Here is a 14,637-nt window from a genome sequence, read left to right on the forward strand (position 1 = left end):
AAGCTTAGTAGCGCTCGCCGATCCCGTCGGCTTGGATTGGAGCGAATGGCGGCCATGGACTCACGCGAACCGAGCTGCCCCGGGAGAGGTGGGTTCAGCCGATTGTCTCGGGCCAGTATAGCCGTTCGGGATTTTCGATCAGCAGCTTGCGCTGCAGTTCGGCCGTCGGGGCGATGCGCGGGATCATGTCGACCAGCGCGCCGTCGTCGGGGATCGCGTCCTGCATATTAGGGTGCGGCCAATCACTGCCCCAGAGGGCGCGATCGGGATAATCGGCGACCAGCGGCGCGACGGCGGCGGCGAAATCGTCCCAGGGCGCTCCGGCAGGATCGAGCCGGTCGGGACAGGTTGCCTTGAACCAGATGTCGTCGCGGCTGTCGAGCAACCGGCGGAATGCTTGCATGTCGGCGCCATCGGGCCCCTGGGTGACATCCGGGCGCCCCATATGGTCGATTACCAAAGGCACCGGGATGGCATCGAGGAACGGCCGTAATTCCGTCAGGATATCGGCCTCGAAATAGACCACGACATGCCAATCCGGCGGCAGCCGCCGCGCTACGTCGAGGAACTTGTCCTTGGGCGCGTCGTCGACCAGCCGCTTGAGGAAATTGAAGCGGATGCCGCGGCAGCCGCCGTCGTGCAGCGCCTGCAACTCAGCTTCGCCAATGGCGGGGTCGACCACGGCGACTCCCCTCGCCTTGCCGTCCGATCGTGCGATCGCGTCCAACGTCGCGGCGTTGTCGGTGCCGTGGCAGCTCGCCTGAACGATCACGTTGCGGTCGAACCCCAGCCGGTCGCGCAGTGCGAACAGCATGTCCGGCCCGGCATCCTGCGGCAGATATTTCGCTTTGGCGCTGAACGGGAATTGCGCGGCCGGTCCGAACACGTGGCAATGCGCGTCGATCGCGCCGGGCGGGGGAACGAAATGCGGCGTCGAGGGCGATTCCGTCCAGCTGCGGATGCGCCCATTCGCGTCGAGAGTCATGCGAACACCTCGCCATCCATCAGCTTGCGAGCGGTGCGGAGCAACGCGGCGGTCGCGACCTGGCCGTTGTCGTCGAGCGTCAGCACGCAGCTCATTTCGCCGGTCGGGTGCTCGACCGACAGCGTCTTGACCGATCCGTCCGGAATAACAGCGACCGCGGCGGCGGGCGAGCCGGGAACCAGGCAGGCCGTGGCGACGCTGACCGCGCCCAGCACGCCGATCGTGGCATGCGCGCGATGCGGGATGAAGCTTCTGGCGGTCACCGCTCCACCATGTTTCGGCGGCGCCACCAGCATCATCTTGGGCACCGACTTCGCGGTCACATCGCCCAGGTTCATCAACGGCCCCGCCTTGAGCCGGATCGCCTCGATCCGCGCCTTGAGCGCGGTATCGCCGTCGAGCGTCTCGCGATCTTCATAGCCGGTCGCTCCGACATCCTCCGCCCGAAACACCACGCAGGGCATGCCGTTATCGATCAGCGTGCAGGCGACGCCTTCGATCTCGTCGGTCGCGTTGCCGGTCGGCAGCAACGCGCCGCAGGACGACCCGGCGGTATCACGGAATTCGAGCGGGATCGGCGCCGCGGTACCCGGCACGCCATCGATCCGCGCCTCGCCATGATAGACCGGTGCGCCATCGCGCGTCCGCACGGTAGCAACCGCGATCTGCCCGGTATTCTCCATGAAGATCGCGACGCGGGTCTCCTCGCCGGCCGCCGCGACCAGACCGCGCTCGATCGCGAACGGACCGACCCCGGCGAGCATATTGCCGCAATTCTGCGCGTCGGTGACGATCGCCTGGTCGACGAACACCTGCAGGAACAGATAATCGACGTCGACACCGGGCCGGGTCGACCGCGAGACGACCGCGACCTTAGAGGTCAACGGATCGGCACCGCCCATGCCGTCGATCTGGCGCGGATCGGGCGATCCCATCACGCGCAACAGGAAAGCATCGCGTGCGGCGGGGTCGGCGGGCAGTTCATCGGCAAGGAAGAACCCGCCTTTCGACGTGCCCCCGCGCATCCACATGCAGCGGATGCCCTGACTGCCCGGGGCGGCCAAGTCACTCATATTTCAGCCCCATCGCCGCGAGCTTGCCGCGCATGTCGTAGATGTCGAGACCGAGCTCACCCGCCGCCAGCCGCTGGCGCTTGGATTCCTCATTCGCCTCGCGCGCCTGGGCCTGTTCGAGCACGGCGCCGGCATCGGCCCGCCGGACCACACACACGCCGTCGTCATCCGCCACGATCACGTCGCCTGGCTCGATCGCTGCACCCGCGCAGACGATCGGCACGTTGACCGATCCCAGGGTCGCCTTGACCGTCCCTTGCGCGAACACCGCCTTCGACCAGACCGGAAAACCCATCTGCGTCAGGTCGCGAACGTCGCGGACGCCCGCATCGATCACCAGCCCGCGGCAGCCCCGCGCCATCGCCGACGTCGCCAGCAAGTCTCCGAAATAGCCGTCCTCGCACGGACTGGTCGGCGCCAGCACCAGGATGTCGCCATCCTGCAACTGCTCGATCGCGACATGGACCATCCAATTGTCGCCCGGCGGCGCGGAGATCGTCACCGCCGACCCCGCGATCCGTGCGCCCGGCCAGATCGGCCGCAGCCGGCTCGCGAGCAGTCCGATCCGGCCCTGCGCTTCGTGCACCGTGGCGACGCCGGCATGCGCCAGGCCATCGATTACCGACGCGTCGGCGCGCGCGATGTTGCGAACCACTCGACCAGCCATGTCCACCTCGCCTCAAAACATTTCGCCGTCAGCGCTAGAGAAGGCGCTGGCGGGGCGGCATTCACAATTATCCCCCAGCGATAAGTTTTTGCTATGATCGCCGCCGATGACCAAGCCCTTCGATCTCAACATCCGGCATTTGCGAGCAATATCGGCGATCGTCCGCCACGGCAGCATGAGCGCCGCCGCCGAGGCCGTGAGCCTGTCGCAGCCCGCGCTGACCCAAGGCCTCGCCAAGCTCGAACGCCAACTCGGCGCGACGCTGTTCGAACGCCACCCCGACGGCATGTCGGCGACGGCCGAGGGTCGGCTGGCGAGCGAACGCGTCGATGCCGCGCTCAACCATCTGACCGTCGCCACCCGCGCCACCGCGCGAGGCGGCGCGCGCAGCTTCGCGCGGCCCGAATTGCTGATGACCGCGACGCAGCTGCGCGCGTTTCTTGCAGTAGCCGATGCCGGTAGCTTCGTCGGTGCAGCCGATGCCACGGGTCTGTCGCAGCCGGCCATTCATCGCGCGGTCCGCGATCTCGAACAGCTCTGCGCCACGCCGCTGGTCGAACGGCGCGGCCGCGGCGTCGCGCTGTCGCCATCAGGCACCAAGCTGGCCCGGGGAATCCGGCTGGCGCGGAGCGAACTCGCCGCGCTGATCGCGGAAGTCGCGGCCGAGCCTGAGGGCGGCGGCAGCGTGGTGGTCGGCGCCATGCCGCTCTGCCGCGCGCTGATCCTGCCAGCCGCGATCGCCCAGTTCACCCGCGACTATCCCGGGACGATGATCGACGTGGTCGAGGGATCGTGGCGCGAGCTGGTCGATCCGTTGCGCGATGGCGTGCTCGACCTGATGATCGGCGCGCTTCGCCCGGCCGCACCGCCCGATTGCGTGCAGATGCCGTTGATGATCGACCGGCTCGCGGTGATCGGCCGCGCCGGCCATCCCTTGGCGCGGGTCGAGCAGCCCTCGCTGGAGCAACTGGCCGGCTATCCGTGGATTGTCGGCCAGCCCGGGACGCCGCTCCGCCTGCAATGGGAAGCCTTGTTCGCCGGGCATCCCCGTCCCCGCGCACCGATCGAATGCGGATCGGTAATGGTCATTCGCGGCGTGCTCGCCGATGGCGACTTCCTGACCCTGTTGTCACCCGACCAGGTGGCGCTGGAAGTCGATGGCGGGATGCTCACGACCATCGGCCCGCGGCTGGAACACAGCACGCGCACGATCGGCATCACGACGCGCGATCACTGGCGGCCGACTCTGCCCCAGGCGCGCTTTATCGAATTGCTGCGCGCGACCATCGCCTGATCCGGACTTCAGGAATTCCGATAGCGATCCCGGCAAACCGATTGGGGCGTCGGCGGCCATAAAGGCTAGCGCTGGGCAATGGACGGAGGGATTGCCTTTATCGGGTTTGGCGAAGCCGGGCAGGCGTTCGCCGACGGACTCGGCGGCCCAGCCCGCGCCTATGACCGCAAGACCTATGTCGGCCCGACCCGCCGGGCCAAGCTGGACGATTACGCCCGGCTGGGCGTGCAGGGCGCATTGACCAACCAGGCCGCGGTCGAAGGCGCCGGGCTGATCCTGTCGCTGGTGACCGCGGACAAGGCGCTCGCGGCGGCCCGCGAAACCGCGCGCGGCATCGAGCGGGGTGCGGTCTATTGCGACATGAACTCGGTCGCGCCGCAGACGAAATGCGAGGCGGCAGGTGCGATCGAGCAAGCCGGCGCGCATTATGTCGACGTGGCGGTGATGGCGCCGGTGCATCCCGCCGGGCGTGCCGTTCCGCTGCTGGTCAGCGGACCCCAAGCCGAGCGGGCGGCGAAGGCTTTGGGCGCGATCGGCTTCGGCAATGTCCGCGTCATCGCCGGCGGCGTCGGTACCGCTTCGGCGATCAAGATGATCCGGTCGGTGATGGTCAAGGGGATCGAGGCGCTGACCGCCGAATGCGTGCTGGCGGCCGAAGCGGCGGGCGTGCGCGACGAAGTCATCGCCTCGCTCGACGCCAGCTGGCCGGGCGCCAATTGGGGCCGCCGGGCCGATTACAATCTCGACCGGATGATGGTGCATGGCCTGCGCCGCGCGGCCGAGATGGAAGAAGTGGTGCGGACGCTCGACGCGCTCGGCACCGGATCGGCGATGAGCCGCGGAACGGTCGAGCGCCAGCGCGCCATCGGGTCGCGCGCGATGACGCCTGCTGCCACGCTCGACGCCAAGGTCGCGGCGTTGCTCGATCGTTCGAAGGACCAGGCTGCATGACATTGGTGATCGACTGCCACGGCCATTATACCACGGTGCCCGCCGCCCATAGCGATTGGCGCGAGGCGCAAAAGGCCGCGCTCAAGGAGGGCCGGACTCCGCCCCCCTACCCCGCCATCTCCGACGACGAGATCCGCGAAAGCCTGGAAGCGAACCAGATCCGGCTGATCCGCGAACGCGGCGCCGACATGACGATCTTCAGCCCGCGCGCTTCGGCCATGGCGCCGCATGTCGGCGACGAAGCGGTCGCGATGGCCTGGGCGCGGGTCAATAACGACCTGATCAAGCGCTGCGTCGATCTCTATCCGGATGTTTTCGCCGGCGTCTGCATGCTGCCGCAGAACCCGAAGGCGGATCTGACAGGGTCGATCGACGAACTCGAGCGCTGCGTCACCGAACTCGGCTTCATCGGCTGCAACCTCAACCCCGATCCCGGCGGCGGCCATTTCACCGCGCCGCCGCTGACCGACCGTTTCTGGTATCCGTTCTACGAGAAGATGGTCGAGCTGGACGTGCCGGCGATGATCCACGTCTCGGGCAGCTGCAACCCGGGGCTGCACGCCACCGGCGCCTATTACATCGCCGCCGACACGATCGCCTTCATGCAGTTGATCGAGGGCGATCTGTTCAGCGATTTTCCGAATTTGCGCTTCATCATCCCGCATGGCGGCGGGGCGGTACCCTATCATTGGGGCCGCTATCGCGGGCTGGCCGACATGCTCAAGAAACCCGCGCTGGCCGGGCACGTCATGAACAACGTGTTCTTCGACACCTGCGTCTATCACCAACCCGGCATCGACCTGCTCGCCAAGGTGATCGACAGCAAGAACGTCCTGTTCGGCAGCGAGATGGTCGGCGCGGTGCGCGGCATCGATCCCGAAACCGGCCAATATTTCGACGACACCAAACGCTATGTCGACGCGCTCCCGATCGGCGATGCCGAACGGCACGCAATCTTCGAGGGCAATGCCCGCCGCGTCTTCCCGCGCCTCGACCAGCAATTGAAGGAGAAGGGGCGATGAACGAGCCCGAGGACATCCATTCGTATCTCGCCCAGCTCGAGGACATTCCCGGCACGCGCGTCTTCACCGCGAAGCGCGCGCGCCAAGGCTATCATATGAACCAGTTCGCGATGAGCCTGATGGAGGCCGAAAATCGCGAGCGCTTCAAAGCGGACGAGCGCGCCTATCTCGACGAATGGCCGCTGTCCGACGACCAGAAGGATGCGCTGCTGCGGCGCGATTACAATCGCTGCCTCGATCTCGGCGGCAACGTCTATTTCCTCGCCAAGCTGTTTTCGACCGACGGGCTCAGCTTCGCCCAGGCGGTCTCGACGATGACCGACATGAATTTCGAGGATTACACCAAGATGATGATCGCCGGCGGCCGCTCGCCCGAGGGCCAGCGCTCGATCAAGGCCAATCGCGACGCCGGCGCCGGCGAAGACAAGCAAGGGAACCGCTGACCATGGCACGCATCACCGCCGGCGTCGCATCCAGTCATGTGCCGCTGCTTGGCGTCGCATCCGATTTCGGCAAGGATTCCGACGACTATTTCGCCCCGATCTTTGCCGGCTATGACTGGACCCGCGCCTGGGAAAAGGCCGAACGGCCCGACGTCGTCATCCTGGTCTATAACGACCACGCGTCCGCTTTCGACATGAAGATCATTCCGACCTTCGCGATCGGCTGCGGCGAGCGATACAAGCCGGCCGACGAAGGCTGGGGACCGCGCCAGGTGCCCGAAGTCGAAGGGCACCCCGATCTCGCCTGGCATATCGCGCAGAGCCTGATCCTCGACGAATTCGACATGACCATCATCAACGAGATGGATGTCGATCATGGCCTGACCGTTCCGCTGACGATGATGTTCGGCAAGCCCGATGCCTGGCCGTGCAAGGTCGTCCCGCTGGCGGTCAACGTCGTCACTTATCCGCCGCCCTCCGGCAATCGTTGCTGGGCACTCGGCGAGGCGATTGCGCGCGCCGTCGCGAGCTTCCCGGAGGATCTGAATGTCCAGGTCTGGGGCACTGGCGGGATGAGCCATCAGCTTCAGGGTCCGCGCGCGGGGCTGATCAATCCCGAATGGGACAATCGCTTCCTTGACGGGCTGATCGGCGAAAGCGACCATCTGCGCCGCATCCCGCATATCGAGTATCTCCGCGAGACCGGGTCCGAAGGGATCGAGATGGTGATGTGGCTGATCATGCGCGGCGCGCTGGGCAAGCGCACGCGCGCGTTGCACCGCCATTATCACGTGCCGTGCAGCAATACCGCGATCGGCCATATCGTGCTGCGGCCGGACAATGGCGAAGGGCTGGATATGACCGGCGGCGATTACGACGCGGCGCTCGCGGCCGAATAGTCCGCGCCTCCCCGCCAGAATTCGATCAGGAGACACGCATTGACGCTTCGTATCGCCCTCGCCGGCGCCGGCGCTTTCGGCGAGAAACATTTGGACGGCCTGGCCAAGATCGACGGGGTCGAGGTGGTCTCGTTGGTCGGCCGCCGGCTCGAGCCGACCCAGGCGATCGCCGCCAGATACGGCATCGGTCATGCCACCACCGAACTGGCGGAGGCGCTGGACCAGCCGGGGCTCGATGCGGTCATTCTCTGCACGCCGACCCAGATGCATGCCAGCCAGGCGCTGCAATGCCTCGACGCGGGCAAGCATGTGCAGGTCGAAATCCCGCTGTGCGACAATCTGACCGACGGCGAAGCGGTGCTGCGCAGGCAACAGGAAACCGGCCTGATCGCGATGGTCGGCCACACGCGGCGGTTCAATCCCTCGCACCAATATATCCATCGCAAGATCACGGCCGGCGAACTTGCCGTCCAGCAGATGGACGTGCAGACCTATTTCTTCCGCCGGCAGAACATCAATGCCAAGGGCGAGGCGCGGAGCTGGACCGATCATCTGTTGTGGCATCATGCCGCGCACACGGTCGACCTGTTCGCCTATCAGGCGGGGCCGATCGTCCAGGCGAATGCGGTCGAGGGGCCGATCCATCCCGAGCTCGGCATCGCGATGGACATGTCGATCCAGCTCAAGGCCGAAAGCGGCGCGATCTGCACCTTGTCGCTGAGCTTCAACAATGACGGGCCGCTCGGCACCTTCTTCCGCTATATCTGCGACAACGGCACCTGGATCGCCCGCTATGACGACCTCGTCACTGGCAAAGAAGAGCCGGTCGACGTGAGCAAGGTCGACGTGTCGATGAACGGCATCGAACTGCAGGACAGGGAATTCGTCGCCGCCATTCACGAGGGCCGTGAACCCAATGCCAGCGTGGCGCAGGTCATGCCGTGCTACCGCGTCCTCGACGCGCTCGAGAAGCAGCTCGCCCGATCGTGACCACGCGGCGAACGCAGGTCGCGATCATTGGTGGGGGACCTGCGGGCCTGTTGCTTGGCCATTTGCTGCGCGCCGAGGGAATCGACTGCCTGATCGTCGAGCGCCAGACCCGCGCGCATGTCGAAGCGCGTATCCGCGCGGGTGTGCTGGAGACGTTGACCACCGATCTGCTCGCCCGGTTCGGCGTCGACGCCGGCCTGAAAGCGCACGGCATCCGGGAGGAAGGCTTTAACCTCGCCGATGGCGAGCATGTGATCCGCATCGACATCACTCGGCTGACCGGCAAGCACGTCATCGTCTACGGCCAGACGGAAATGACCCGTGACTTGATCGCGGCGGCTCCCGAGCGGCAGCTGGAGATCGTGTTCGAGGCGGGCGAGGTCGCGATCCACGATCCCGACAGTGACGCCCCTTCGATCAGCTATACCAAGAACGGGATCGTCCATCGTGTCGACTGCGCGTTCATCGCCGGCTGCGACGGCTTTCACGGACCGTCGCGCAAGGCGATACCGGCCAGCCCGGAACGCGTTTTCGAACGGGAATATCCGTTCGGCTGGCTCGGCATCCTCGCCGATGTCCCGCCATGCCATCCCGAGCTGATCTATTCGAACAGCGACCGCGGCTTCGCCCTCGCGTCGATGCGTTCGGCGACGCGCAGCCGCTATTACATCCAGGTCCCGTCGAGTGAACGGCTGGACGATTGGCCCGAAGACCGGCTGTGGGACGAACTCGAACGGCGCTTCGCCCCGCTCGCGGATCATCCGGTGACGCGCGGGCCCGCACTCGAAATGTCGATCGCGCCACTCAGGTCCTATGTTTTCGAAACGATGCGGCACGGCCGCCTGTTCCTGGCTGGCGACGCCGCACATATCGTCCCGCCGACCGGGGCCAAGGGATTGAACCTCGCGGCATCCGATGTCGCCTATCTGTCGGACGCGCTGATCGGGTTTTTCGGACGCGGCGACGAGCGCGGATTGCTGGACTATCAAGCAAGGGCGCTAGCCCGGATCTGGAAAGCCGAACGGTTCAGCTGGTCGCTGACCAAGCTGATGCACCGCTTTCCCGAGGACGGAGCGTTCGAGCGCCGGATGCAAAAGGCCGAGCTCGATTATCTCGCCGGGTCGCCGGCGATGCAGACCGCGATCGCCGAAAATTACGTGGGACTGCCGCTTTAAGACCATCTTGCTGAGACGGCGCTATCGCGTCGGCCACCTCTCGAAATGTATGCCAAACAAACTATTTCGCGTCATCCAACCGCAGCTTGACCAGCATCAGCGCGAGCGCCGCGACAAGCGACCCCGTTCCCAGCCCGATCGCGACTCCCGCCAGCGGCAGCCCCGCATTGAACAACAGGCCGGCCAGGATCGGCGACAGCGCCGCCCCGCCTCGCCCGACGCCGATCGCGAACCCGGTACCGGTCGCGCGCACATGGGTCGGAAATGCCCGGGCGAAGATCGTATAGAGCCCAACCACGGCGCTGTTGGTGAACAGCCCCGACGCGCAGGCCAGCATAGCGAGGCCGGACAATGAGCGCACGCCCGCGGCGCCGAACAAGGCGACCATCACCGACGAGACCAGCAGTACGCCGATCGTCATCGGCTTCAACGCGAAGCGCTGGGCAAATAGCCCGAATACCGCGCCGCCAACCGCACCGCCGACATTCGCCCACACCAGCACGCCGGCGGCCTGGGCCGGCGCGTGCCCGAGATCGACGACGATCTTGGGCGCCCATTTGAGAATGAAGTAGAAGCTGACGATATGCGCGAAATAGGCGAGCGTCAGCAGCAAGGTCGTGGCCCGAAGGCCCGGCTTGAGAATGTCGATCAGCGACGCGCGGTCTTCGTCCGGCGAAACCGTGGGAAGCGCATCGACCGGCGCGTGCCCCATTCGGGCCAGCGTCGCGTTGACGCGATCGAGCGCGCGCGGCGGGCGGCGCGAAATCAGGAACTGGACCGGTTCCGGAACGAGGAACCAGACCAACGGCACGAAGCATGCGGTGACGATCGCGCCGAATTCGAACACCGCGCGCCAATCGCTTCCCTTGAGCAATTGGGCGGCGATGGAGCCGCCCAGCACCGCGCCGATCGGATAGCCGATCACCATGATCGCGAGCGAGAGATTGCGGCGGCGCCGGTTGGCGAACTCGGCCGCGACCGCGTTGATCGCGGCAAGCATTCCACCGATGCCGAGCCCGGTTATCACGCGCCAGACCGACAAGGTGACGATGTCGTGCGCGGTGGTGACCATGAACATGCCCGCCGCCATCGCCACCAGGCAGCCGAGGATCGTCCGCCGTCGTCCGATCCGGTCGGCGACGCCGCCGAGCAGCATCGATCCCACCGCCATGCCGATCAGTTCCATCGACAGCACCACGCCCAGCGCGGCGCGGTCGATTCCCCATTCGGTGGCGATTCCGGGTGCGGCAAAGCTGATCGACAGCACGTCGAATCCGTCGAGCGCATTCAACCCTACGGTGATCGCCACCGCCGCGATCTGAAGCGCGCCCATCGGCGCCTCATCGATCGTGATGCGCGGATCCTGATGTTTCACGCCGTCCTCCTCCCTTTTTTCGGTCGACCACGCGGAACAAGAAATTTCGTCCGTCCCGACAGCGTCCGCCCGCATATTATTTGTATGTTAGACTAACGAATTATAAGGCCGATGCGAACGTAAAACCTCGCTGGGCGGAGCGTAGCGGCCAGGCACCCTAGAACCAATAGGCGATCGCGCGCATCTCGATCGAGGCGCGCGGCACCGCATCGGCCGGACATTGGGGATCGTCGAACGCGACATGCGGCACCGAATGTGCGCGGTCGGGATCGCTGTCATTGGTCTTGAACACGATGACCTCGTCGCGTGTGAGATCCGGAAACCAATGCCAAAGATGCGCCGGCGAATGGGTGACGACCAGCCCCTCGAATGACCAGGCTATTTCTCCGTCCTGGTCGAACATCGCGTCCGCCGGCAGCAGGTCGGCGGCCGCGACGCTACGCGCGTCGCACAAGGCAAGCGGCACGTCCTGAGGCGCCGGCGAGAGCGCGCGCCAGACGTTGTAATGCGCGATCCTCCGCGGTTCGTCGGCACCGGCGGGTAGTGACCGTACGCCGAACTGCACCGCGGTGGCATCGGATACATCGACATGGGCGAATCGTGCCGGCTTCGAATTGTCGAGCGCACCGGAAAGCGTCGAGCGCTCGGCGAACCGCAACACGCCCGTCCCGGTCACCACAACCTCGTCCGCGCCCGACACGCGCCGCACCAATTCGGCTATCTCTTCGGGATGCACCCGTTTCACCTCGGCCGCGTCCGCAAAGTCGGTCACGACACTGCGATGCGGCACCAGCGCGAACCCTTCGCCGTCCAGAGTGGCCCCGATCTCCCGCGCATTGCGGATCGCCATCGGGCGGGGATCGAGGATGACGGTGTCACGGCTCGAATCATTGGCGAAATACCGCATCCGCTCCGTGCTGCGGGCGACATAGTTGATACCGACCTGCATTGAGCACCTCTCCAAAAACGGCCCGTGCCATCGAGTCCGCCGATGCTGCAATTTTTTTGCGCAGCATGAGGCGCTTAGCGGGGCGCCCCACAAAGGCTACATCATCGGCCCAACGGCAAAAGAGTGGCAATTATAGGGGTAGTCCTACTACTCCTTGTCAAGCGATCAATCGTATGTCCTACTAACAATACGCACCCATGAAGGTGCGCACGGGTGGCACGCTTTCCGGGAGGGGGAGCGAGGCGACACCGTATCAGGAGAGGATTTACGATGCAGAACCCCATTCGTTCGCACGCCTCATTGGCATTGTTGACCGGCGTTTCAGCAGCGGCATTATTGTGCGCAGCACCAGCCCTTGCCCAGGACGCGAACGCCTCGTCGCCGAGCACGGCCCCCGCGCCGCAAACGGCAACACCCCCCGCACCTCAGCCGCCCGCCCAGAACGATGCGTCGGGCTCGCCGGACATCATCGTCACCGCGCAGTTCCGCAAGGAACGGCTGCAGGACACGCCGCTCGCGATCACTGCGGTGAACGCCGCCCAGCTCGAAGCGAAGAGCCAGACCAACCTCGCCCAGATGGCCGACGCGGCACCCAACGTGTCGCTCAAGCCGCAAGGCGCCTCGTTCGGTCCGTCGATTTCCGCCTCGATCCGCGGCGTCGGCCAGAACGACTTCAACCCGGCCTATGAACCGGGCGTCGGCATCTATATCGACGATGTCTATTACCCGCAGCTGACCGGCGCGGTGTTCGACCTGCTCGACGTCGACCGGGTCGAGATCCTGCGCGGTCCGCAAGGCACGCTGTCCGGGCGCAATTCCGAAGGCGGCGCGATCAAACTCTATTCGAAGATGCCGAACGGCGAAACCAGCGGCTATGTCGAGGCAACCTATGGCTCGCGCAATCGGATCGGCCTGCGCGCCGGCGCCGACTTCAAGCTGACCGACACCTTGTTCGGCCGCGTTTCCGGCGTGTTCAAACAGCAGGACGGCTTTGTCGACCGGATCGATTATGGCTGCGCCAACCCAGGCAGCGGGGTTCCCGCGACGCAAGCGGCTGGCCATTGCAAGATCGATAAGCTCGGCGGCATCGGCTATCAGGCGGTCCGCGGCATTCTGCGCTGGGAACCGAGCAGCCAGCTCGATGTGACCGTGATCGGCGACTATACGCATGACGAACACACGATCGCCGGCGAAGTGTTGCTGGGGGTGCAGACGGTCAATAACCCCAACGTCAATCCGGCACCGGGCGTGCCGTACGACAGCCGCTTCATCTGCGGACGCTTCTGCAATTATATCACCGTCGGGCAGCCGGCGGCGACCTGGGCCGGGCCAGTGGCGCCCGGCGTCCCCATGGCGGCGACGCAGGGTAACGACCGCAGCCTGTACGATGGCTGGGGCGTTTCGGGTCAGATCAACTACCGACTGAGCGAGGCTATCTCGCTCACCTCGATCACCGGCTATCGCAAGTTCGACACGCGTTTCGATTCGGACGATGATTTGTCGCCGGCGAATATCGGCTTTGGCCGTAACCGGCTGAAGAACTGGAGCCTGAGCGAGGAATTGCGGCTGAGCGCCAAGCTGGCCAAGGGCATCGACCTGACCGTCGGCGGTTATTACTTCAAGCAGAAGTCGGTCTACGATTCACAGCAGGATTTGCGCTACGTCGTGATCCCGCTGCAATTCCTCCAACCCGATCCAACCGAGGCCGAGGCCAAGGCGTTCTTCGCGCATCTGTCCTGGGAAGCGTTCCACGGCTTCACGCTCAGCGGCGGCGTCCGGTACACCGACGAGTCCAAGGACCAGACCTATTACCGCCTGAACTACAACGGCACGGTCAATGCCTTCCTCGATCCGGTCGGCGCGATCTACGGGATCGGCTATTCGGGACCGGATACGATCGATTACAACGGCAACGGCAATACCGCCGAGACCGTCACCGCGCTGTCGGGACTGACCGCCAAATATAAGGCGAAGCGCTGGGACTATCGGATCGCGGCCGACTACCGTTTCTCTCCGGAGTTGATGGTCTATGCGTCCTTCTCCACCGGCTTCAAGGGCGGCGGCAGCAATCCGCGGCCGTTCAACGCGCAACAGGTGATCTCCTTCCAGCCTGAAGAGCTGCGCGCCTATGAAGTCGGCTTCAAGAGCGACCTGTTCGACCGCAAGGTCCGCTTCAACGTTGCCGGTTTCATCAACGATTATACGAACATCCAAATCCCCGTGCTCACCTGCCCAACCGCACCATGCGCCGCACGGCTCAATGCCGGGGCCGGCAAGATCAAGGGGTTCGAGGCCGAATTGTCGCTATTCCCGGTCCAGGGTTTGGCGATCGACGCGTCGCTTAGCTATTTGTCGTTCAAATATGATGCGAGCAGCTTGAATCCGGCGGCAGCCTATCCGACCAATCCGGGCGGCGTCGTGGCCAACGATCCGCCGACCGTGCCGCCATGGAAGTTCAGCGCGGGTGCCCAATACAAGATCGAGATGGGCAGCGCCGGCAGCATCACGCCGCGCATCGACATGACCTATCAGGACAAGCAATATACCGGACCCACCGTGATCGGTGCGACGCGGATCCTGAACTTCATCCCCTCTTATACCCTGGTCAACGCACGGCTGACCTGGGCCAATGAGAAGGGAGACCTCAGCGTCTCGCTCGAGGCGCAGAATCTCTTCGACAAATATTATCTGCTGACGATCTTCGATCTGCGCGGCGCCGGCGCCGGCTTCCGCAAGGGTCGGCCGGGATCACCGCAGGAATTCGCGGTGACGATCAAGAAGAAGTTCTGAGGCAATTACAAGGCGAACGCGGCA

The 14,637-nt window shown here is 65.1% G+C and carries 13 protein-coding genes; 8 read left to right on the forward strand and 5 right to left on the reverse strand.

The window, feature by feature from the left end; all coding sequences use genetic code 11:
* Positions 1–94: 94 nt before the first annotated feature.
* The 3 genes from AC1DQQ_RS13665 to AC1DQQ_RS13675 are packed head-to-tail and all read right to left on the reverse strand — an operon-like array spanning position 95 to position 2,725.
* Complete coding sequence (locus tag AC1DQQ_RS13665) at positions 95–985, reverse strand: amidohydrolase family protein (protein ID WP_478040986.1); 891 nt, start codon at positions 983–985, stop codon at positions 95–97.
* Positions 982–2,058, reverse strand: coding sequence for a 4-oxalomesaconate tautomerase (locus AC1DQQ_RS13670; RefSeq protein ID WP_478040987.1), 1,077 nt, complete (start codon positions 2,056–2,058; stop codon positions 982–984). The genes AC1DQQ_RS13665 and AC1DQQ_RS13670 overlap by 4 nt, the downstream gene beginning before the upstream one ends.
* Entirely contained in the window at positions 2,051–2,725 is a 675-nt protein-coding gene (locus AC1DQQ_RS13675; protein ID WP_478045474.1) for a 4-carboxy-4-hydroxy-2-oxoadipate aldolase/oxaloacetate decarboxylase, read from the reverse strand. The genes AC1DQQ_RS13670 and AC1DQQ_RS13675 overlap by 8 nt, the downstream gene beginning before the upstream one ends.
* Before the next feature lie 106 nt (positions 2,726–2,831).
* On the opposite strand from AC1DQQ_RS13675, the gene AC1DQQ_RS13680 reads away from it, so the two are divergent.
* From AC1DQQ_RS13680 to pobA, 7 genes are all read left to right on the forward strand, one after another.
* On the forward strand, positions 2,832–4,019 hold the full coding sequence (locus tag AC1DQQ_RS13680; RefSeq protein ID WP_478040989.1) for a LysR family transcriptional regulator: 1,188 nt from the start codon (positions 2,832–2,834) through the stop codon (positions 4,017–4,019).
* Positions 4,020–4,097: 78 nt separating this feature from the next.
* Positions 4,098–4,970: an NAD(P)-dependent oxidoreductase gene (locus AC1DQQ_RS13685; RefSeq protein ID WP_478045475.1), complete on the forward strand. Its 873-nt coding sequence runs from the start codon at positions 4,098–4,100 to the stop codon at positions 4,968–4,970.
* On the forward strand, positions 4,967–5,992 hold the full coding sequence (locus AC1DQQ_RS13690) for an amidohydrolase family protein (RefSeq protein ID WP_478030268.1): 1,026 nt from the start codon (positions 4,967–4,969) through the stop codon (positions 5,990–5,992). The genes AC1DQQ_RS13685 and AC1DQQ_RS13690 overlap by 4 nt, the downstream gene beginning before the upstream one ends.
* Complete coding sequence (gene ligA / locus AC1DQQ_RS13695; RefSeq protein WP_478030270.1) at positions 5,989–6,435, forward strand: protocatechuate 4,5-dioxygenase subunit alpha; 447 nt, start codon at positions 5,989–5,991, stop codon at positions 6,433–6,435. The genes AC1DQQ_RS13690 and ligA overlap by 4 nt, the downstream gene beginning before the upstream one ends.
* A 2-nt stretch (positions 6,436–6,437) precedes the next feature.
* Positions 6,438–7,334, forward strand: coding sequence for a class III extradiol dioxygenase subunit beta (locus tag AC1DQQ_RS13700; RefSeq protein WP_478030272.1), 897 nt, complete (start codon positions 6,438–6,440; stop codon positions 7,332–7,334).
* Between the two features lie 39 nt (positions 7,335–7,373).
* Positions 7,374–8,324 (forward strand): Gfo/Idh/MocA family oxidoreductase, encoded by a 951-nt coding sequence (locus tag AC1DQQ_RS13705; protein WP_478030273.1) that lies wholly within the window; start codon positions 7,374–7,376, stop codon positions 8,322–8,324.
* Entirely contained in the window at positions 8,321–9,499 is a 1,179-nt protein-coding gene (pobA, locus tag AC1DQQ_RS13710) for a 4-hydroxybenzoate 3-monooxygenase (RefSeq protein WP_478045476.1), read from the forward strand. Before AC1DQQ_RS13705 ends, pobA begins: the two co-directional genes overlap by 4 nt.
* Positions 9,500–9,560: 61 nt before the next feature.
* Here the strand turns inward: pobA and AC1DQQ_RS13715 are convergent, their stop codons facing one another.
* Together AC1DQQ_RS13715 and AC1DQQ_RS13720 are read right to left on the reverse strand one after the other, a co-directional pair.
* A complete protein-coding gene (locus AC1DQQ_RS13715) occupies positions 9,561–10,874 on the reverse strand; it encodes an MFS transporter (protein ID WP_478030277.1) in 1,314 nt (437 codons plus the stop codon).
* 157 nt (positions 10,875–11,031) lie between these two features.
* Positions 11,032–11,823 carry a CmcJ/NvfI family oxidoreductase gene (locus tag AC1DQQ_RS13720; RefSeq protein WP_478030279.1) on the reverse strand — a complete coding sequence of 264 codons (792 nt, stop codon included), beginning with the start codon at positions 11,821–11,823 and terminating at the stop codon, positions 11,032–11,034.
* A 270-nt stretch (positions 11,824–12,093) separates the two neighbouring features.
* Between AC1DQQ_RS13720 and AC1DQQ_RS13725 the strand changes: the two genes are divergently transcribed.
* Entirely contained in the window at positions 12,094–14,613 is a 2,520-nt protein-coding gene (locus tag AC1DQQ_RS13725; RefSeq protein WP_478030280.1) for a TonB-dependent receptor, read from the forward strand.
* Positions 14,614–14,637 lie beyond the last annotated feature (24 nt).

The organism is Sphingomonas sp. P4_G3, from assembly GCF_056401105.1.